This is a genomic window from Campylobacter concisus, assembly GCF_050447485.1.
Classification (GTDB): domain Bacteria; phylum Campylobacterota; class Campylobacteria; order Campylobacterales; family Campylobacteraceae; genus Campylobacter_A; species Campylobacter_A concisus_BQ.
Window position 1 is genome coordinate 1,086,477 of the sequence record NZ_JALMFY010000001.1, and the last position, 19,577, is coordinate 1,106,053.

Below are 19,577 nucleotides of genomic sequence, written 5' to 3' on the forward strand. Positions count from 1 at the left end.
ATTTATACCTCGCGCTTTTTCACAAAACTAGCAATGAGACTTGGCAAGATGATGAGCGCGCCAAGCAGCATAAATACCATAACTAGATCAGTTAGCAAGCCAAAATAAATAGTCGGTATAAAGTTGCTCGTTATCATCACGCTAAATCCAAGGAAAATGGTAAATGAGGTGTAATACATCGCGTATCCTATACTAGCGTGTGCAGCCTTGATGCTCTCAAAAACGTCCTTTGTAAGCAGCTCCTCTTTGAAGCGGTGGATGTAGTGGATGATATCATCAACGCCGATACCTATACTAATGGCCGCTATCGTAATACTCATCACATCAAGCGGTATGCCAAAAAATCCCATCACGCCAAAGAGCGTGCAAAGCGGGATCAAATTTGAGACTATTGCGATGGTTGCTAGCTTGATACTTCTAAAAACAAAGCAAAATATGACAAAAAGTATCGCAACCGTTAGTCCAAATGTATCAACCTGTGAGCTAAGTAAATTTTGAAGCATATTGTTGTAAAGCACCATCATGCCGGCTACTTCTATGCTTACATTATCGCTTTTGGTAAGCTCTGCAAGCCCAGCCTTAAGCTCTTTTAAAAACTCATTTCGCCTAAGATCAGAGTCACTATCGATGATCCTTAAACTAAATCTAAGCTCGTCGTTTTCGACGCTCACGTAAGGACTTAACAAGATGTTTTTATACTCAAGTGGTAGCTTCTCATACATCGCTGCTAGCAAAAAATCATCACTAACGCCGTTATTTAGCTCTTTTATCGCCTTTATGAGCGTTGCAAGCGAGCTTACGTTGCCTACAAATTTTTGCTGCGCCAAATGGTCGTGAATTTTCTCAGCGATCCTTGTGTGGTAGCTGTTAAACCAGTATTTTGCGCTCTTTGCGTCGTTTTCAAACTCACTTTCAAAGTCGTCTTTTTCATCACTTTTTTCTTGTTTTGGCTCGATCTCTTTAAATTTCACTATCACATCAACTGGGATCGTGCCACCAAGCTTTGTGTCGATAATCTGCATGCCTTGGCGGATCTGCGTACTCTCTTTAAAGTAGCCAATGAAGCTGTTTTCAACCTTTATCTTGCTTATGCCATAAATGCCAAAACAGACGACTAACACGCAAACTGCGTAGATGATCTTTCTTGAGTTTAGGGCTAAATTTGCGCAGTATTTTGTAAATTTAAAGCTGTTTTCAAATGTCCTAACAGGGGCGAGCTTTTTTAAATTTGCATTTACCGAGCCAAAAAGCAAAAAGGCAAGCACGAGTGAAACGCTAATGCCCGCACTCATCATAATGCCAAGCATGATAACTGGCTTTATATCGGCACTCATTAATGAGCTAAAGCCAATAACCGTTGTAAATATCGCCCAAAAAGATGGAGAAAATTTGTCACGAAGTGTCAGATAGATGAGCTGATTTTGGCTGTATTTTGGATGTTTTGCGTAAAATTCTCGGTAGCTAACGACTAGGTGGATGACTGTTGAGATGGTGATAATTAGCTGAAGTGCGATGTAGTTTGAGCTAATGACCGTCACTTCCCAACCAAACATACCAAAAATTCCCGTCGTAAAAATGGCGCTCACTGCACAGATAAACATCGGTAAGATGATCCATCTTGGCTGCCTAAAAAATAACCACAAACTAAAGCTAAGAAGCGCTAGAACGCTTAAGCCGTAAACCAAAAGATCGCTCTTTATAAAGCCTATCATATCATCAGCGATCATATTTGCGCCGCCTAGAAATATCTCATCGTTTGCGTTAAATTTAGCGATAGTTGCCTTTATTTTTTCAAGGTTGCTGTGATCGCTCTTTCTAAGCTCATCTCGGTAGGCCTTAAATTCAGCCACAAGTGCTTGAAATTTAAGCTTTTCTGCCTGCGTGATAGTGCCGTTTGACTCTTTTTGGCTAAGTAAATTTCGCTCATTTACAAGCTCGTTAAATTTATCATCTTGCTTTAAATTTAGCGCTATCGCCGTGGTTTTTAGATCTTTGCTTATCAAATTTCCACTATAAATGGGACTTTTTGCAAACTCAAGCTTTGCTTTTGAGATATTTATATCTTTATCACTTAGTGTTGGCGTGTGCTCTAAGATGCCTGTAACGCCGCCTTTTACGCTATTTAGAAGCGGCACGTTTAGTATAGAAGTGATACTGCTAACCATATCGTTTTTGGCAAGTTCGTCGCTTAAATTTTTAATAAGCTCTAAATTTTTAGGTGAAAAAAGATCATCTTTTGGTGTAAAAGCGACCACTAAAAGCCCCGGTGAGTCGTAGCGGCTGGCGATCTGTCTATACGCCTTTAGGTCAGGGTCATGCTCAAGTAGCAAGGTCTCGGCTGAGGCGTCGATGCTTAGTCTTGTGCTAAGGCAGCCAAAAACAACGCTTAAAAGCAGGACAAGCGAGATAACAAGCTTGTTTTTGGCAATGATAAATTTAAAAATTTGTCGCATCAAGGGTTATTTTTTATCTTGATCAGGCAAAACCGCTTCGTTTAGTTTTTGTAAAAGCGTATTAAAATCGCCATTGTTTAGCACGTCGCCAAACTGGCTTCTATAAGTTTGAATGATGCTCACGCCAACGATATCAAGGTCGTAAATGAGCCAGCCGCGCTCCTTTGCGTCGTAAAATTTATAGACAAATTCATAGCTTTTGCCGTCATTTACTAGCTCAGATGTGACCCAGTATCTATTTTTTTGTGGCTCACTTTGGCCTGTTATGCGGATCTCTTGATCTTTGTAGCCTAAAAGTTTGTCGATGTATGAGCTTTTTAGCTTTTGCTCAAAAGCAGCGTCAAATTTGGCTTGCTCGTCGGCATTTAGGCTATTGTAGCGCTTGCCAAGGCTGATCTTTGCCATCTGCTTGTAGTCAAAAAATGGATCAAGCAGCACAAATATCTCTTTTGTCTTTGCCTTGTCATCTAAATTTGCATTTTTTAAAACCTCGATCACTTTAACAGTTTTTGCCTCTATTTCAGGCTTTATCTGCTCTTTTGACATAGCAAAAAGGCTAGTTGCAAAAAGTAAAACCGCTGCTAGAATTTTTAAAATTTTCATACTTACTCCTTGATAAGTTTATCGCGTCTTTGCTCGTAAGCATCACGTAAAAATGGATATAGATCAATCGCATCTTTTCTTAGTTTTTCATAGGCAGTTGGATCTTGTGAAAAGCCGTTAAATGCTCTATAAGATTTGATACCAACCGATAAAAGCATAGGGTCTACGTAGCTGATAGGATCGGCAAAATAGTCGCCAACTAGGCCTCCAGTATCTCTTAAATTTGATGGTCCGATAAGTGGCCAAACGATGTGAAAGCCGCTTCCAAGCCCCCAGTATCCAAGGGTCTGTCCAAAGTCCTCGTTGTGAGGCTTGAGATCATAGTATTTTGCCCCGTCTGTTAGCCCACCAAAGCCAATTATCGTATTTGCCAAAAAGCGCAAAGTCTCTTCGCCAGCATTTTGGAATTTAAACTGAAGCAGGTTATTTACAAAGCGCACTGGAAAAAGGAGGTTGTCAAAGAAATTTGCAACCATCGTTCTAGCTGTGGCTGGCACAACATAAGCGTAACCTTTTGCTACTGGAGTTAGCATGTTTATGTAGATAAAGTCATTTACATTTGTCATCACTCTGTTGTAGCCACTAAGCGGGTCAAAAACGTCACTTCTTGCCTCAAATTCAACATCAAAGTCATCTTTTTCATTGCCATTAGTCGCGTTTATGTCGGCGCTGGCACAGGCTAAAAGCAGGCTACAAAAGATAGCAAGCAAAAATTTCATCATAAAACCTTAAAATTTATTTATAAAACGTGGCTTAGATTTTATCTTCTTGAAACTTTACAAGAAATTAAAGAAAATTTGTAATTTTAAGTTTTTGTATTAATATAATTAGATATACTTTGCAAATTATTATTATATATTTAGAGGTTAAAATTTTGAAAGCAGATATAAATTTAGAGCTATTTCTAGGCGAAGATACGCAGGTTTTAGCAAAGCATATAGCGCTACTTAAGGCGATAAAAGAGACAAAAAGCATCACAAAAGCAGCTGAGGTTGTCGGCATATCATACAAAAACGCTTGGGACTGTCTAGATACTATAAATAACAAAAGTAGCAAACCACTAATCGTAAGGGCCGATGGCAACAAGAAAAATAGCGGCTCAGAGCTTAGCCCATATGCCAAAAAACTGATAAAAATTTACGACGCTATCCTTGAGACACAAAAGGACTTTTTGCAAAAAATTTGTCAAAAGGTTGATTTTGAAGATGTTGATATCATAAACCTTCAAAGGATGAGTATGAATTTAAGCGCCAGAAACCAGCTCTCATGCGAGATCGTTAGTATAAATAGAGGCGCTGTAAATTCTGAAATCACCGCAAAACTAAGCAATGGCAACACGCTTGAAGCGACAATAACAGTTGAGAGCGAGAAAAATTTAGGCCTAAAAGTGGGTCAAAAGGTGGTTTTCATCTTTAAAGCTCCAGCAGTCATTCTCGCAAAAGACCTTGATCTAAAAATAAGCACTAAAAATCAGCTAAAAGGCGAGGTCATAGAGGCTAAGATAGGCGCTGTAAATGCTGAGATCACGCTAAAGCTAAGCGACGAGCAGACGCTCACTGCCATCATCACAAAAGATAGCGCGATGGATATGCAAATAGGCGTTAGCGACACGCTAATAGCGATAGTAAAATCATCTCAAATCATAATAGGAGTATAAATGAAAAGGGTTTTTAAATTTTTATGTGTGGCGGCGTTGCTAGCTATAAACGCCTTTGGCGCAGAGGTAAATGTTTATGCCGCAGCAAACACGACCTATGCGTTTCCTGAGCTTATAAAAGAGTTTAACAAGCTTCATCCAGACGCTAAGATCAACCTAACTCTTGGCGCAAGCGGTGGCCTTGTCACGCAGATACAAAACTCGGCCCCAGCTGATATCTTTATGGCTGCTGATATGGGCTTTGCGCAAAAGACCTACGACACAGGCTTTGCAGTGGCTGCTCCAAAAGTTTATGCACAAGGCGCTGTGGCTATCTTTTCTATCAGAGGCGTGGATTTTAAAAAGGGCATCGAAGTGGTTCGCGGCTTAAAAGCGATCTCAATAGCAAATCCAGAAACCGCACCTTACGGCAAGGCAAGCATCGAAGCTCTTAAAAATGCAAAACTTTATGACGAAGTAGAGAAAAACATCGTCTACGCTCAAAAAATTTCTGAGACACTTTCTCAAGCATTGAGCGCTTCAGATGTTGGATTTATCGCTGCTAGCGCATTGTTTGACAAAAAAATGGAAAAATATAAAGAGGGCACTAACTACATCTTCGTACCTCAAGAGCTCTACACTCCGATCGATCAAGGCATCGTACTTTTAAAACATGCTGATGGTAACGCTGATGCTAAGGCATTTTACGAATTTGTCTTAGGCGATAAAGCAAGAGAAATTTTCAAGAAATTTGGCTACAACGTCCCAGCTAAATGATAAAAGCAAAGATCGTTCAAATTTCATCCAAAGATGGCGTCAATTTTTTTGAGCTTGAGTGCCTAAATTTAGAGATAAATTTATATATGCTAGCCTTAAATGAGGCTAGCAAATTTGCTCTAAATGATGAGGTGAGCTTAAATTTCAAAAGCTCAGACGTCATCTTATCAAGGCTTAGACTTGAGGCTAGTTCGCTTGAAAATGAGCTAAAATGCGGGGTCGCTGGCATAACTCGTGGCGAAATTTTAAGTATAGTTAGCCTAAAGTGTGAGCAGCTTTGCTTTGAGGCTATCATCTCAGATCACGCTCTAAAAGGGCTAAATTTAGCGGTAGGTGAGCAGGTTTTTGCCTACGTTAAATCAACAAGTATCCACATAAGCGCTTAAAAATGATAGAAATTTCTTGCAAAAAAGAGCTAAATGGCGGTGGCGGTAAATTTATGCTCGAGGCTGAGCTTGCCTTTGAGAGTGGCGAGTTTGTCGCACTTTATGGAGCAAGCGGCGGAGGTAAAACGACGATTTTAAGGCTTATCGCTGGCTTTGAAGCCCCACAAAGTGGCGTGATAAAGGTTGGAGATAAGATATTTTTTGACGAAAAGACAAATTTAGCCCCGCAAAAGCGAAATATCGGCTTTTTGTTTCAAGACTACGCCCTTTTTGAAAATATGAATGTCTTTAAAAATTTGCTCTTTGCAAATAATGATGAAAATTTAGCGGACAAACTGCTTGAAATTTGCGAGCTAAAGAGCCTAAAAAACGCGAAAATTAGCACCCTTTCAGGTGGTCAAAAGCAGCGCGTGGCACTTGCTCGTGCGGTGATGAGAAAGCCAGAAATTTTACTGCTAGATGAGCCACTAAGCGCCCTAGATAACGCTATGCGCGAGAAGCTGCAGGATTATTTACTAGCACTTCACGATGAGTTTAAGATGAGCGTTATTTTAGTAAGTCACGACATAGCTGAAATTTACAAGCTTTGTAGCAAGGTTTTTGTCCTTGAAAATGGCAAAATTTCAAGGTCTGGCAGTGCGAGTGAGATATTTTTAAAAAGTGCAGGATCGCAAAAATTTGCATTTAACGCTAAGGTTTTGGAGATCAAAAAGTGTGACGCCATTTTTGTAGCAAGCGTGCTCATAAACCGCCAAATTTGTGAAGTCGTGCTAAGTAGCGCAGAAGCTAGTGGGCTAAGAGCTGGCGACACGGCCATAGTTAGCACAAAAGCCTTTGGCGTAAATTTGGTAAAAGCATGATGAGCGAGCTAGCAAATATTGATTTCGAGCCATTTTGGCTATCACTAAAACTCTCTTTTATCACGACCTTTATCCTATTTTTCTTCTGCGTAGGGCTTGCTTACTTTATGTCGCAAAAGAAATTCTTTGGCAAGGCATTTTTAGAGTCCATCATCTCGCTGCCTTTGGTGCTGCCGCCAAGCGTTCTTGGCTTTTATCTGCTCATTTTTCTCTCGCCTTACTCATTTTTTGGCAAATTTATAGAAGAGCTCTTTGGCGTGAGGCTAGTTTTTAACTTCACTGGCCTTGTTGTGGCAAGCTGCATCTACTCGCTGCCATTTATGTTTGGGCCTATTTATGCTGGGTTAAATAGCCTAAAAAAGAGCCTTTTTGAGGCGAGCTATAGCCTTGGTAAAAGTAGGCTCACGACCATTTTTAGGGTCATCTTGCCAAGTATCAGATCAAACTTACTAACTGCGATCGTTGTTAGTTTTGCTCATACGATGGGCGAATTTGGCGTGGTTTTGATGATAGGTGGCAGCGTGGCTGGCGAGAGCAAGGTCGCTAGTATCGCGATATTTGAGGCGGTTGAGATGCTTGATTATACCAAAGCTCACATCTATGCCCTTTTGATGCTAATAATTAGCTTTTTCGTTCTTTTTGTCGTCTATCTCTTAAATTCTAAAAAAGCTTAAAGATATATAATAGATAAAAATTTTAAAGGATGAAAGATGATAAAAGTGCCTACAAGCATCTATCTAAGGACTTTAGACGGTAAAGAATTTGACTTTTCTGCCTTTGCAAGGAGCCATGACTGCGTGGTTTTTATTTACCCAAAGATAGGCGAGGATTTTGAGCTTTTAAGCGAACAGCTACAAAATACTGCGGGCATGAAAGGCTGCACCAAGCAAGCGATAAACTACAAAAAACTTCTTAAAGAATTTAACGATCTTGGCTTTATGGTAGTAGCTATTGGCTCCCAAGATATCGCGGCTCAAAAGAAATTTGAAGAAGAGACTGCAACTGGCGTGATGTTTTTAAATGATAGCGAGTTTATGCTAGAGCGCGCGCTTGAGCTTCCGGTATTTGCAGCTTCAAATGGGCATAAATTTTACTTTCGTCAAACGCTTATCATAAAAGGTGGCAATATAAGGCGCGCATATATCGTTGATGAGCCTGAAAATGACGCTAAAAATATGCTAGAAAAATTGCAAAATAAAGAGTACTAGGAGGGTAAAATGAGCCAAAATAGCAAGATCGAAAAGTCTTATGATGAACTAACTTACAAATCAGCAGCATTTGCGCAAAGCTCGCCTTATAAACTAGAGGCCTGCGCTACGCTTCTTGGTATCAATCCACCTCCTTGCAAAACCGCGAAAGTTTTGGAGATAGGGTGCAGTTTTGGCGGAAATTTGATCCCATTTGCCGTAAATAACGAGAACGCAAGAGTAGTTGGCATCGATCTTAGCGGCGAGCAGATAAGGCGTGGCAAAGAGATCGTAAAGGAGATAGGACTAGATAATCTAGAGCTAATCCACGGCGATATCTGTGAGTTTAAAAGCGATGAGAAATTTGACTACATCATAGCTCACGGCGTCTTTAGCTGGGTGCCTGACTTTGTAAAAGAGGCGATACTAAGAGTTATAAGAGAAAATTTAAGCCAAAACGGTGTGGCTTTTATCTCTTACAATGTCTATCCTGGCTGGAAGGTAAAAGATGTCGTGCGTGATCTCATGCTGCTCGCCGCAAAAGATAAAGATAGCACAGAAGAGAAGCTAAAGGCAGCTAAAGAGGCACTTTTAGTCTATAAAGAGGTATTGCTAACAAAGCTTGGCGAAAATTATGAAAATAAGATACCAGCCAAATTATTGCTATTTTGGATAGATAATATTCTTAGTAAAAGTGATTTTTACGTAGCTCATGAGTTTTTAGAAGATATAAATAACCCATTTTATTTTAAAGACTTTAACGCCATGCTTGTTAAAAACGAGCTTGCCTATCTTTGCGAATGCGGACTTGAAGATCTTTTTGTGCCAGATCTTGGCATAGAGCATGTAGATAGCTATAAAGATAAGAAATTTAAAGATAGGATCGATCTAGAGCAGTTTATGGATATACTTAGCAATAAGGTCTTTAGACAAAGCCTCATCGTACATGCTAAGGCTTATGAGAGCGTGGCAAACAAACAAATAGGCCCAAACGATGTAAATAAAATTCACGTTGTGGACGACTTTATAAAAAAAGATGATGGCTGGCACGATAAATTTGCTCTTATGCCTCAAGATATCTCTTGGCTTTGTGAGGTATTTTACAAAATGTATCCAGCAAGTATAAATCTCTCTCAAATTTTAGAGATTTTGCCAGAAGATAAGCTCGCAGTTTATAGCGCTTTTGTAAGACTTTTAACTAACTCAGCAAGCGCAATGATCGTAAAAGATGAGCTAAAAGATATAGAGTACGCTCCAAATTACTCAAGGCTAAAGACAAATTTAACTGGCTATATAAAGTATTTTTTAAACCATAAAGATAACGCCGACATTACCTTTGCAAACAAATTTGGTCTCACAGAACGTCTTGACAGGCTTGATTACTATATATTTTTACTACTTGATGGCAAAAATAATTTAGAAGAAATAGCTGCTAAGAGTTTAAAATTTGTAAAAGAAAACAGCATAAAAATATCTGATAAAAATGGCAAAGAGCTTAAAAATGACAAATTAGTAGCCCACTTAAAGGGCTACATCGTAGGCACAGCAAAACTTGCTAGCATGCTCTATTTGCTTGAGGAAATTTAAAATGAAAAGAATTCTTGCTCTTATATTTTGTATATTTCTAGTAGGTTGTGCTAGCAAGCCAAGCGTGAAAAACCTAAATCTTAAAAGTAGCCTAAACTACGGCGGCCAAGAGCTTGCAAAGATACTTGAACAAGATGATGCAGTGGCATTTAGCAGCAACTTGCGTGAGGGAGTTTTCATCTACATAAGTAACGCTAAAGTCGCAAACTATCTTGGCGTAGTAAGAGCTGAGAGACACGCTAAATTTAACGTAAAAGAGCTAGGCAAAAACGATCTTTTGATAAAAAGCATAAATGATCTAACGCAAAGCTTTGATGCCAGTTTAGAGCGAGCTAGAGAGCTAAAATGTGGCACTTTAGTGATCAGGCTAAAAGATAAATTTCAGGATTTAGAAGCGGCAAATAAATTTTTAGAGCAAAACGAGAGCGCATTTTTAAAGATGAGTGGTGAGATAAGGTGCAAGTAGCTTTATCTGCCCTGCTCTATCAGCCTAAAAACTTCATCCTCTAAGCTCAAAGCATTTTTACCAAAAGCTACGTAAAATGGACTTTTTAGATCCGCTAGCTTGTAGCTTGGCTCGCATCTATCACTAGCGTTTAAGACCTTGCCACCGCTAAATTTCACTACCGCCTCACCTGCAGCGTTGTCCCAAAGATAGCTTGGGCTAAATCTCACATATATCCCGCCAAGCTCAGCTAAACGGCAAAATTTAATGGCAGATCCGATGCATTTTTGCTCTAAATTTAAACTATCTCTTATGAGCTCAACCTTCTTCGTCTCGCCTCTTCTGCTTGAAAAGATGAAGTTATTTAAGCTTTTAGCTTTTTCATTTAGATCTTGTTTTTCTACGATCTCATCATTAGCGCCTAAAATTTCTTTAAAAGCGCCGTTTTCATCAGCGTAAAAAAGCTCTTTGCTAACTGGGATAAAAATGACGCCAAGCACCGGCCTAGCCTCTTTTATAAGCGCTATACAAACGCAAAATTCGCCATTTCTAGCTAAAAATTCCTTCGTGCCATCAAGGGGATCAACTAGCCAAAACTCATCTTTGTCACTCTCTTGCAAGATGCTCTCTTCAGAGCAAATTTTTATCCCACTTTTGCTTAGCTCTTTTAGTATCACCTCATTTGCCGCTAGATCAGCGCTAGTTAGCGGCGAGCTGTCATCTTTTAGGCAAACTTTAAGCGCCTGGCTATTAGATGAGTAAAATTTCATTATCTCACCCCCAGCGCTGATGGCTGCCTTGATGGCTAAATTTAAAAGCTCACTCATTTTGGTGTTCTGTTTGTCTCTCCGACGTAGAGCTGTCTTGGGCGGACGATCTTTATACTCTCTTGCTCTTTTAGCTCGATCCACTGGCTGATCCAGCCTGGTGTCCTGCCAATGACGAAGATGACGGCAAACATATTATTTGGTATGCCAAGCGCTTTTAGGATGAGCCCTGAGTGAAAATCAACGTTTGGATATAAATTTCTACTTACAAAGTAGTCGTCATTTAGCGCGATCTCTTCGATGCGGTTGGCGATCTTTATGAGCTCTGAGCTAATGCCAATCTCATCCATCAGCTGATCTCTCATCTTTTTGAGCACCTTTGCGCGCGGGTCAAAGTTTTTATAGACCCTATGACCAAAGCCCATTAGTCTAAACGGATCGTTCTTATCCTTTGCTCTAGCGATGTATTTATCGACGTTTGCGACCGAGCCGATCTCTTCAAGCTGGCGGATGACGCCCTCGTTTGCCCCGCCATGAGCCCAGCCCCAAAGTGCGCCGATACCTGCACTTATACATGCGTATGGGTGCGCGTGCGTAGAGCCAACAGTCCTAACGGTAGTCGTCGAGGCATTTTGCTCGTGGTCAGCGTGCAGCATAAAGACCGTATCAAGCGCCTTTATCTCGATAGGTTTAAGATCGACGTGCTCGTATGGATAGCCTCTCATCATATAGAGGAAATTTTCAGTAAAGCCACGATCTAAATTTGGATAGATGATAGGAAGTCCGCGTGAGTAGCGGTAGCTAAAGGCCGCTATCGTTGGGATCTTGGCGATGATACGCATAGCCATTTCGTGATACTCTTCAGGTTTGTCCATATTTAGGTGGTCTGAGTAAAAGGCACTTAGCGCTGAGACTGCTGCTTGCAAGATCGCCATAGGGTGCGCCTTGTCTGGAAATGCATCAAAAAGCTTCATCATGCCCTCATGTATGAAGCTCCTTTTTTTGAGCTCATCTTTAAAGCCCCTGTATTGCTCGCTAGTTGGTAGCTCTTTGTTTAAAAGTAGGTAGGCAACGTCTAAAAATGTCTTATTTTCAGCCAAGTAGGCGATGTCGTAGCCCCTATACATTAGCTCGCCCTTTAGGCCATCGATGTAGGTTATGGCTGAGCGGCACATCGCAGTTGAGGTGTAGCCCCTGTCAAAGGTAAACATCCCAGTATCGCTAAAAAAGGTCGATATGTCGATGACGTCTGGTCCCATCGTGCCTTTTAGGATAGGAAATTCATAGCTCTTGCCAGTTCGGTTGTCGATTAGTGTGGCTGTATTTGATGACATTTTTACTCCTTGCTTTTTGATTGCATTAAAATTTTGATGATTATAGCTCCTATTATAGCTTGTGCGAGGCTTGCTAGGATGAAAGATGAGTAAGAATAGTCACTTATCTCGCCTGATTTGTGTGCGATAGTAGCAACTGCGATCAAAAGAGTGAGCGGCATAGACTGCGAAACGGAAAATAAAAATATCCCTCTAAAGCCAAGCTTGCCCAAAAAAAGCAAACTAGATATAACTCTCGTGCCAAGCATCGCTAAAAATATAAAAATAGCATCCTTTATCACTTCGCTAGATCCTAGGCTTGAAAGCTTGAAAGTAGAGCCTATGTGGATGAAAAATATCGGCACCAAAAAGCCAAATCCAAAGCTTGAAAGCTTGTGCGGCAAGTCCTTTTTGTGATCAAAAAATGTCGTGATAAACATACCTGCGATAAACGCGCCAAAGGCGACTTCTAAATTTAGATATAGCATCAAGGCTATCATCGTGAAAAATACCGCGATGCAAAGCCTGATGTCCTTCTCGTCCTTGTCGTAGTGCGGCATGAGCACCACTTTAAGCCCCGGATACCACCAAAAAAGCACGTCCAAAATTTTAAAGCTAAGCACGCTAATAGCCAAAAACAGGATCAAATAGCCAATCGTTAGCCATAAATTTATGCTCGCTCCAAACTGCAAGTAAGCAGCGGTAAATGTTAGAAGCGTGATGCTTAAAAGCTCGCCGATAGTTGCTATTAGCATGCTTAAATTTAGCCACTCTTGCTGCTTGCCATACTCCTTAAATAGTGTAAATACCATACCAACGGCCATTATCGGGATGATGATGATGTAAAGCAGGCTAAGCTCAAGTCCTAGCGTCAGGGCCGTGGCTAGAGCGTAGATGAGCGCAAGGTAGATGAGTCCAAGGCGCAAAATTTTACGGTCGATGTTTATGAGCATCCTAAGATCGATCTCCATGCCAGCTAGAAACATCAAAAAGAAAAAGCCAACTTCACTGATGAGCTTAAACATCTCGTTGTCGCCAACGACTCCGATGTAGCCGGCAACCGCTCCAAGTAGTATCTCAGCAGGTGCGACTGGGATGCGTAAAATTTTAGAAATATAAGGCGAAGCAAAGACGATAAATGCCAAAACGACAAGGATGCTAAGCTCGCTTGCTTGGTGTAACTGCAAAAAGATCCTTAAAATAAAAATGCCTGATTGTATAAAAAGCTTTGTTATTTTTTGATTAAGCTAAGCAAAATTTGGGCAAAATGGCGGCTATTTTTAGAAATTTGGAGTGAAATTTTATGCGTAAATTTAGCCTTTTTATTTTGATATTTTTTGGCGTCTTTTCTTTGGCAGGCGAGCTAAATTTAGTTGAGAGTTTTAGATTTGATGGCAGCACATTTTATAAAAAGCAAGTGGTTAAAAATGAGAGTTTTTACTTTTTAAAAAATGAAAACATGGACGAGCACTTTGCCGCTTTTAAGGTAAAGTTTGACAAAGATGTCAAGACAAAAAACGAGTTAGAAGAGCTAAAAAGGGCTCTTAAGCAAGATAAAAACGTGCTTTTTAGTGAAGAAAATGATCAAATTTTAGCCCTCATAAAAGATGAAACTAAGAGCAAAAATATAGAAATAATCCACTTTTTACTTAAAAAAGATGGAGTTATGATGCTTTCGTATGAGAGGATTTACGATCCAAAAACCTTAGCAGATGCACTTAAACCGGTACTTTTAAGCGAAGCTAGAAATTTTATGCTACAGATGCCAAAGGTAGAGGCTAGGTAGAGAGGCGCATGTGGCGACGCTACATAATGCATGCGGTTAAAAACTACGACAAATTTTATTTATCAAGTCAGATAAGCGTCAAGTAAATTTTAAAATTTATGAACGAGCATATCACGGCTCTAAATTTAGTGGCGAGTGGCTATGAGCCCTAAATTTAGTAGTCTGCTAAGGCGAGTGAGTAAAGTTTTAAAATTTGCAAATTTGCTTTATTAAACAGATAAGTGTCAAGTAAATTTTAAAATTTCATGAACGAGTAATTTCGGCTCTAAAATTTGAGCTAAGCTGTAAGCGAAGCCAAATTTTAGTAGTCAATTCTTGCGAGTGAATGGAATTTTAAAATTTGCTTTGAGATATAAATTTATCAAAAGGGAGGCAAGGGACTTGTGCAGGGCAGACACGAAGGCTGTCCCCTTATCCCCCTTTTTAAGTCCCCTAAAGCCCTCGCACGTTAGAGGTGCATGCGATAGCACTGGCGTACAGCGTGAGGTTAAGAAAATCTAGCAAAATTTAAATTTATAAACAGCTCTGTTAAATTTGCAAGTTCTCACAAATTTTTACCAAGCAAGATGCCAAGATAGCTTGCGAACAGGCAAAGGACTAGGCTAAAAAATATATTTAAAAAGCCCTTTGCGAGTTCGCCTTCTAGTAAAAATTTAACGCTATCAAGGCTAAAGCTTGAAAACGTGGTAAAGCCGCCAAGTATGCCAACGACTAAGAAAACTCTCACGCTTTGGCTTAAATTTAAGCAAAATAAAACGCCGATAATGAAGCTGCCAAGCACATTTACACCAAGCGTGGCTAGGGGAAAGTGGCTAAATTTTAGCAGCTCACCAGCTAAAAACCTGCATCCAGCTCCGATAAAGCCCCCAAGCCCCGCACAAAGTAAATTTACTAGCATTAGTGGCAGATGCTTGCAAAGCTAAAACCGCGCTTTGTAAGCTCCTCGATGTCCTTGCTCGCCTTCTCGCCCTTTGCGGTGAGATAGTCGCCTATCACGATCGCATCTGCGCCATTTTCAAAGATCTCGTACTGCCTCTCGCCCAATATCTTCTCCCTGCCGCCAGCTATCATGACCCTAGTTTCTGGCAGCGCGCTTTTGGTCTCACGCACTATTTTTAGGGCTTCATCCGCACTAAGAGGAGGCAGATCAAGACTCAATGCTTCATTTTTAATGAAAAAATTTATAGGCGACGAAAACGGCTCAAGCTCTTTTAGGCTGGCTCTAAAGCTCACCCTGTCGGCCTCGCTCTCGCCAACGCCGTAAATGCCGCCAGTGCAAAGCATGAGCCCAGACCTTTTTGCGTCTAAATTTGTCTGATATCTCTCGTCCCAAGAGTGTGTTGTGCAGATTTTGGGGAAATATTCGCGGCTAGTTTCTAGGTTGTGGTTGTAGCTAAAAACGCCAGCATTTTTGAGCTCGCAAAGCTGCTCGTAAGTCGCCATACCGTTACATGCGATGAGCATCAAATTTGGCACTTCTTTGCTCACAGCTCTTGCTAAAGATGCGATGTAGTCGGTCTTTTTGTCATTTAGTCTGGCGCCACTTGTGACTAAACAAAAGCCAAGAGCGTGGTTTTTATATGCCACTTTGGCCTCATCCACCACCTGCTGCACGCTTTTTTCTTTAAATTTTGTGATATCAGCGCCAGCTTTGGCACTTTGCGTGCAATAAGCACAGTCCTCAGCGCAGTTTCCCTGCGTGACGGAGCATATCGCACAAAGCATAATCGTTTTCATTTTTTATCCTTTTTTGGGGAGCATTATAGCTTTGGTAGGCTTAAAATTTAAGTAGAGTGGCTTGAATTTATGAGAAATAGGTAAATTTAAATGTTTATTCCTTTGTTAAGGGGGAAGAGGCTTGAATTACGAAGTCGCTCCCTTCCCCCTTAACAATCCCCTAACCCCGACGACGTTCGAAGTGGCATGCAACAGTGCTAGCGCACTGCATGCGACTTAAAAAGCTCTGAAAAATTTTAAAATTTCATGAACGAGTAATTTCGGCTCTAAAATTTGAGCTAAGCTGTAAGCGAAGCTAAATTTTAGTAGTCAATTCTTGCGAGTGAATGAAATTTTAAAATTTGCCCTTTGAAATAAAACTATGATAAAAATTTAAATTTACAGCATCATCTTTTCTTATAAATTTCCGCTCGCTCTTTTAAAAGCCCTGTTTTTAAATTTGGCAAAGCACTAAGCTCGTCAAAAAGTCCAAAAAGCGCATGCTGTGGTGGCAGGCTTAGGTGGGTGAGGGATTTTAGAGATAAGATAGGCGAGTAGTCCTTGCTTTTTAGCCTAGCCACCAAGATCACAAGGCTGGTTAGCCCAGGCATCTGGCGCAAAAACTCTAAGCTTTCGATGTGGATAAATTTAGGCGAAAGTCCGTCTCCGCTGATCTCTAGGCTCTTTAAATTTTGCAAATTTGAAATCGCAGAGTAGTCGCTTATCTTTTGAAAATTCTCCACCGCAAGGCTTTCAAGCCCAGTAAGTGTCGCGATCGGCGCGATGCTTTTTACGCTAGCTCCTGAGCCTACAAAAAGGCTCTCTAGGCTAGAAAGATTTGCTAGCGCGTCAAGGCTCTCATACGAGCCCCATTTGATGTGAAGGCTCTTTAAATTTCTTTGGTAGCACGCTGCGTCAAAGAGCTCTTGAGGCATTTTGGTGCAAAAGTTAAGCTCGTCAAATGCCTCCTGCTCGCTTCTTAAAAAGTCGTACCACTCATCAAGCACTGCTCTTTTTTGCTTGGCGGTTTTATACTGCGGCGTGAAGCTATCTCCTAGCTGCGTGCAGTTTATCACAAGGCTCTTTTGCCCTTTATACTGGCTAACTTCTACGATAGTTTCAGGCATTTAAAGTCCAAAAATTTATAAGCCAAATTTAGGCTCAAGGGCTAAAATTTGGCTAGAAATTTTAATTTTCAGAGATAAGTGTCTTTTTCTTACACTTTGTGCACTCTATAAAAGTGCCTTTTTTAAGCTCTTTTTTGATCATATCGCCGCCACACTCATCGCATTTTTGCGCGACTGGCTCGTAGTTTGAGATGAAGTCGCATTTTGGATAGTTGGCACATCCATAAAATTTACCGCGCCTGCTAAATCTCTCGACGATCTCGCCGCCACATTTTGGACATGGCACATCAAGCTTTTTAAGCTCGCGTTTTGGTTTAGCTGCCGTTGTAGAGCCAGTTTCTGCACTCTTTTCATTATCTTTTGCGACGTTTCTTGAGTATTTGCATTTTGGGAAATTTGAACAAGCGATAAACTCACCATATCTGCCCTTTCTAAGCACTAGCTCGCTTCCGCACTCTGGGCACTTCTCGCCGATCGGAGTGGCTGTTTTTAGGCTTTTTATGCCGGTTTTGCCAGCGCTAATTTTTTCCATAAATGGATAGTAAAAGTCGCTTAGCACCTTTTGCCAGTCAGCCTTGTCAAGTGCGATCTCATCGAGCTTTTCTTCAAGATGTGAGGTAAATTCGCTATCGACGATGTTGCTAAAGTGCTCCTCCAAAACGCCTATCATGCTAAATGCGATCTCGTTTGGTATGAGCTGCTTTTTCTCGATCCTCACGTAGTCTCTTGATGTTAACAGCGAGATGGTCGGTGCGTAGGTGCTTGGGCGGCCGATGCCTAGGCTTTCTAGCTTTTTAACAAGGCCAGCCTCAGAGTACCTGGCTGGTGGCTCGGTGAAGTTTTGCGTGCTTTTTATGCTTTGCAAGCTCATCTCGTCGCCCTTTTTTAAATTTGGCAAGATTTTATCCTTATCAAGCTCGCCATAAACCTTGTAAAAGCCGTCAAATAGCACCTTTCTGCCACTTATCTTAAACTCGCCTTTTTTGCTTGCGACATAGACATTTTGCGTTTGGCTTACACATGCGCTCATTTGGCAGGCTAAAAATCTATTGTAGATGAGCGTGTAGAGTTTGAGCGCGTCTTTTTCTAGAAATTTAGCGGCGATTTGCGGTGTGAAGTTTAAATTTGTAGGGCGGATCGCTTCGTGGGCTTCTTGCGCGCCTTTTGAGCTTGTTGTGTAGCTTATCGCTTTGGCTGGCAGATACTCTTTGCCGTAGTTTTGCAAGATGTGCTCTCTAGCGGCTGCGACGGCCTCTTTGGCTAAATTTAAGCTGTCCGTTCTCATGTAAGTGATCGCACCCATGAAGCCCTCGTTTGTTTGCACACCCTCATAGAGGCTTTGCGCGATCATCATCGTTTTTTTAGGGCTAAAACCAAGGCGGTTGCTCGCACTTTGCTGAAGTGTTGAAGTCATAAATGGCGGGCTTGGCTGGATCTTTCTATCCTTGCTCTCGATCTCACGGACGCTAAATTTCTCATTTTGTAAATTTTCAATGATATATTTTGCGCGGTCTGGGTTTTGGATGGTTAGCTTTTCGATCTTTTGATTTTCAAATTTAACTAGCTCAGCATCTAGATCTTTTTTAAAAACGGTGTCGATAGTGTAGTATTCAACTGGTTTAAATGCCTGAATTTCACGCTCGCGATCGACTATTATCTTTAGCGCTGCACTTTGCACACGTCCAGCGCTTAAGCCTTTTTGTATCTTTAAATTTAAAAGCGGGCTTAGCTTGTAGCCAACTATGCGGTCAAGCAAGCGCCTTGTTTGCTGGGCATTGACGCTGTTCATATCGACGTGTCTTGGGCTTTTTAAAGCGTTTTGTATGGCGCTTTTAGTGATCTCGTGAAAGACGATGCGAGGCAGGCTGGTTGGCTCTTTGCCGATGGCATTTGCGATGTGAAACGCGATCGCCTCACCCTCTCTATCCTCATCGGTCGCGAGGTAAATTTCATCTGCACCCTTAGCAAGCTCTTTTATCTCTTTTACGATGGCGGAGTGATCGCTGCTGATGCGATACTCTGGGGTAAATTTATCATCCTCTATCTTGATGCCAAAGCTAGTTTTTGGAAGGTCTCTGATGTGGCCTTTTGAGGCGATGACGTTGTAGCTTTTGTCTAGGAAATTTTTAATAGTCTTTGCTTTTGCGGGAGATTCCACGATGATTAAGCTTTTCATTTATATATAGCCTTTAAATTTTTTGGCGTAATTGTAGCAGAAATAAAATCGATTGAAACCATAAAATCTCTTTAAGTGCTTTTAAATGTAATTACAATATGATTACGCAAAAGGAGCAAACGCATGATAACAAATTTAATCCAAATAGGAAATTCGCAAGGCATAAGGCTTCCAAAGGCTGTTATAGAGCAGTTTGGATTTAAAAAAATTTCTCTTGAAATTTTAAAAGATGGCATATTTTTAAGACCAGTTAAACAAAATGATATAAACGAGTGGGATACTTTAGAGCTTAGAAAACTAGCACAAAGTGAAAAAATAGATAGTGGGTTTGAAGCTACCGACGTAAGTGATAAAGAGTGGCAGTGGTGATGAGCAGATATGAAATTTGGTTTATAAGACTTGATCCAACGATTGGAGCCGAGATACAAAAAACTAGACCTTGCGTAATTGTTTCGCCACCTCAGCTTGACTATCTACAAACTAGGTTAATTGCACCTATCGCAAGCAAAGGTTTTGATGCACCTTATAGAGTAAATTTCAAGCTGCTTGATAAAGAAGCAAAAATACTCTGCGATCAGATAAGATGTGTAAGTGTTGATAGATTTGTTTCAAAAGTTGGCGAGCTAAAGGGCGAACAGATAGAAGAGTTAAAAGAAATTTTACATCAAATGTTTTTATGATATAAATTTTTTACTTCATCTATAAACTTTTTTCAAAACCGATCGATATAGTTTTCGTGCGACATGAAGTCGTAACTT

21 protein-coding genes are annotated in these 19,577 nt (G+C 40.7%); 11 read left to right on the forward strand and 10 right to left on the reverse strand.

Annotation, left to right across the window (positions count from 1 at the left end; genetic code table 11):
• Positions 1-2: 2 nt before the first annotated feature.
• Genes MTT29_RS05495 through MTT29_RS05505 form a run of 3 tightly spaced genes read right to left on the reverse strand, consistent with a single transcriptional unit; the run spans position 3 to position 3,775 of the window.
• Positions 3-2,453, reverse strand: coding sequence for an efflux RND transporter permease subunit (locus MTT29_RS05495; protein ID WP_429800003.1), 2,451 nt, complete (start codon positions 2,451-2,453; stop codon positions 3-5).
• 6 nt (positions 2,454-2,459) lie between these two features.
• Positions 2,460-3,056, reverse strand: a complete 597-nt coding sequence (locus tag MTT29_RS05500; RefSeq protein ID WP_429800004.1) for an ABC transporter substrate-binding protein — start codon at positions 3,054-3,056, stop codon at positions 2,460-2,462.
• Between the two features lie 2 nt (positions 3,057-3,058).
• Positions 3,059-3,775, reverse strand: a complete 717-nt coding sequence (locus MTT29_RS05505) for an MlaA family lipoprotein (RefSeq protein WP_429800005.1) — start codon at positions 3,773-3,775, stop codon at positions 3,059-3,061.
• A gap of 155 nt (positions 3,776-3,930) precedes the next feature.
• Between MTT29_RS05505 and MTT29_RS05510 the strand changes: the two genes are divergently transcribed.
• Genes MTT29_RS05510 through MTT29_RS05545 form a run of 8 tightly spaced genes read left to right on the forward strand, consistent with a single transcriptional unit; the run spans position 3,931 to position 9,955 of the window.
• On the forward strand, positions 3,931-4,713 hold the full coding sequence (locus tag MTT29_RS05510) for a TOBE domain-containing protein (RefSeq protein ID WP_429800006.1): 783 nt from the start codon (positions 3,931-3,933) through the stop codon (positions 4,711-4,713).
• Complete coding sequence (gene modA, locus MTT29_RS05515) at positions 4,714-5,469, forward strand: molybdate ABC transporter substrate-binding protein (protein ID WP_429800007.1); 756 nt, start codon at positions 4,714-4,716, stop codon at positions 5,467-5,469.
• Positions 5,466-5,855 (forward strand): TOBE domain-containing protein, encoded by a 390-nt coding sequence (locus tag MTT29_RS05520; protein WP_429800008.1) that lies wholly within the window; start codon positions 5,466-5,468, stop codon positions 5,853-5,855. Before modA ends, MTT29_RS05520 begins: the two co-directional genes overlap by 4 nt.
• A 2-nt stretch (positions 5,856-5,857) precedes the next feature.
• Positions 5,858-6,715, forward strand: coding sequence for a sulfate/molybdate ABC transporter ATP-binding protein (locus MTT29_RS05525; RefSeq protein ID WP_429800009.1), 858 nt, complete (start codon positions 5,858-5,860; stop codon positions 6,713-6,715).
• Positions 6,715-7,389, forward strand: a complete 675-nt coding sequence (gene modB / locus MTT29_RS05530) for a molybdate ABC transporter permease subunit (protein ID WP_429800462.1) — start codon at positions 6,715-6,717, stop codon at positions 7,387-7,389. Before MTT29_RS05525 ends, modB begins: the two co-directional genes overlap by 1 nt.
• Positions 7,390-7,425: 36 nt before the next feature.
• Complete coding sequence (locus MTT29_RS05535; RefSeq protein ID WP_103565976.1) at positions 7,426-7,923, forward strand: redoxin family protein; 498 nt, start codon at positions 7,426-7,428, stop codon at positions 7,921-7,923.
• 9 nt (positions 7,924-7,932) lie between these two features.
• The gene (locus tag MTT29_RS05540; RefSeq protein WP_429800010.1) at positions 7,933-9,489 is read left to right on the forward strand and encodes a methyltransferase regulatory domain-containing protein; all 1,557 of its coding nucleotides are present in this window, start codon (positions 7,933-7,935) and stop codon (positions 9,487-9,489) included.
• Position 9,490: 1 nt separating this feature from the next.
• On the forward strand, positions 9,491-9,955 hold the full coding sequence (locus MTT29_RS05545) for a damage-inducible protein (RefSeq protein WP_429800011.1): 465 nt from the start codon (positions 9,491-9,493) through the stop codon (positions 9,953-9,955).
• 2 nt (positions 9,956-9,957) lie between these two features.
• Here the strand turns inward: MTT29_RS05545 and MTT29_RS05550 are convergent, their stop codons facing one another.
• From MTT29_RS05550 to MTT29_RS05560, 3 genes are read right to left on the reverse strand one after another with little or no spacing between them, the layout of a single operon-like run.
• Entirely contained in the window at positions 9,958-10,761 is an 804-nt protein-coding gene (locus tag MTT29_RS05550) for a 3'(2'),5'-bisphosphate nucleotidase CysQ family protein (RefSeq protein WP_429800012.1), read from the reverse strand.
• Positions 10,758-12,035 (reverse strand): citrate synthase, encoded by a 1,278-nt coding sequence (locus MTT29_RS05555; RefSeq protein ID WP_021084651.1) that lies wholly within the window; start codon positions 12,033-12,035, stop codon positions 10,758-10,760. Before MTT29_RS05555 ends, MTT29_RS05550 begins: the two co-directional genes overlap by 4 nt.
• A gap of 2 nt (positions 12,036-12,037) precedes the next feature.
• A complete protein-coding gene (locus MTT29_RS05560) occupies positions 12,038-13,201 on the reverse strand; it encodes a cation:proton antiporter (RefSeq protein ID WP_429800013.1) in 1,164 nt (387 codons plus the stop codon).
• A gap of 116 nt (positions 13,202-13,317) precedes the next feature.
• Here MTT29_RS05560 and MTT29_RS05565 point away from each other — a divergent pair, with 116 nt between their 5' ends.
• Positions 13,318-13,800 (forward strand): hypothetical protein, encoded by a 483-nt coding sequence (locus MTT29_RS05565; protein ID WP_103606668.1) that lies wholly within the window; start codon positions 13,318-13,320, stop codon positions 13,798-13,800.
• A gap of 544 nt (positions 13,801-14,344) precedes the next feature.
• Here the strand turns inward: MTT29_RS05565 and crcB are convergent.
• The 4 genes from crcB to topA form a co-directional block, all read right to left on the reverse strand.
• Entirely contained in the window at positions 14,345-14,698 is a 354-nt protein-coding gene (gene crcB, locus MTT29_RS05570) for a fluoride efflux transporter CrcB (RefSeq protein ID WP_429800014.1), read from the reverse strand.
• The gene (locus MTT29_RS05575; RefSeq protein ID WP_429800015.1) at positions 14,698-15,537 is read right to left on the reverse strand and encodes a biotin synthase; all 840 of its coding nucleotides are present in this window, start codon (positions 15,535-15,537) and stop codon (positions 14,698-14,700) included. Before MTT29_RS05575 ends, crcB begins: the two co-directional genes overlap by 1 nt.
• Positions 15,538-15,923: 386 nt before the next feature.
• A complete protein-coding gene (locus tag MTT29_RS05580; protein WP_429800016.1) occupies positions 15,924-16,643 on the reverse strand; it encodes a leucine-rich repeat domain-containing protein in 720 nt (239 codons plus the stop codon).
• A 61-nt stretch (positions 16,644-16,704) separates the two neighbouring features.
• Positions 16,705-18,819: a type I DNA topoisomerase gene (topA, locus tag MTT29_RS05585; protein WP_429800017.1), complete on the reverse strand. Its 2,115-nt coding sequence runs from the start codon at positions 18,817-18,819 to the stop codon at positions 16,705-16,707.
• A gap of 123 nt (positions 18,820-18,942) precedes the next feature.
• On the opposite strand from topA, the gene MTT29_RS05590 reads away from it, so the two are divergent.
• Positions 18,943-19,188 carry an AbrB/MazE/SpoVT family DNA-binding domain-containing protein gene (locus tag MTT29_RS05590; protein ID WP_429800018.1) on the forward strand — a complete coding sequence of 82 codons (246 nt, stop codon included), beginning with the start codon at positions 18,943-18,945 and terminating at the stop codon, positions 19,186-19,188.
• Positions 19,188-19,499: a type II toxin-antitoxin system PemK/MazF family toxin gene (locus MTT29_RS05595; protein ID WP_429800463.1), complete on the forward strand. Its 312-nt coding sequence runs from the start codon at positions 19,188-19,190 to the stop codon at positions 19,497-19,499. Before MTT29_RS05590 ends, MTT29_RS05595 begins: the two co-directional genes overlap by 1 nt.
• Positions 19,500-19,577 lie beyond the last annotated feature (78 nt).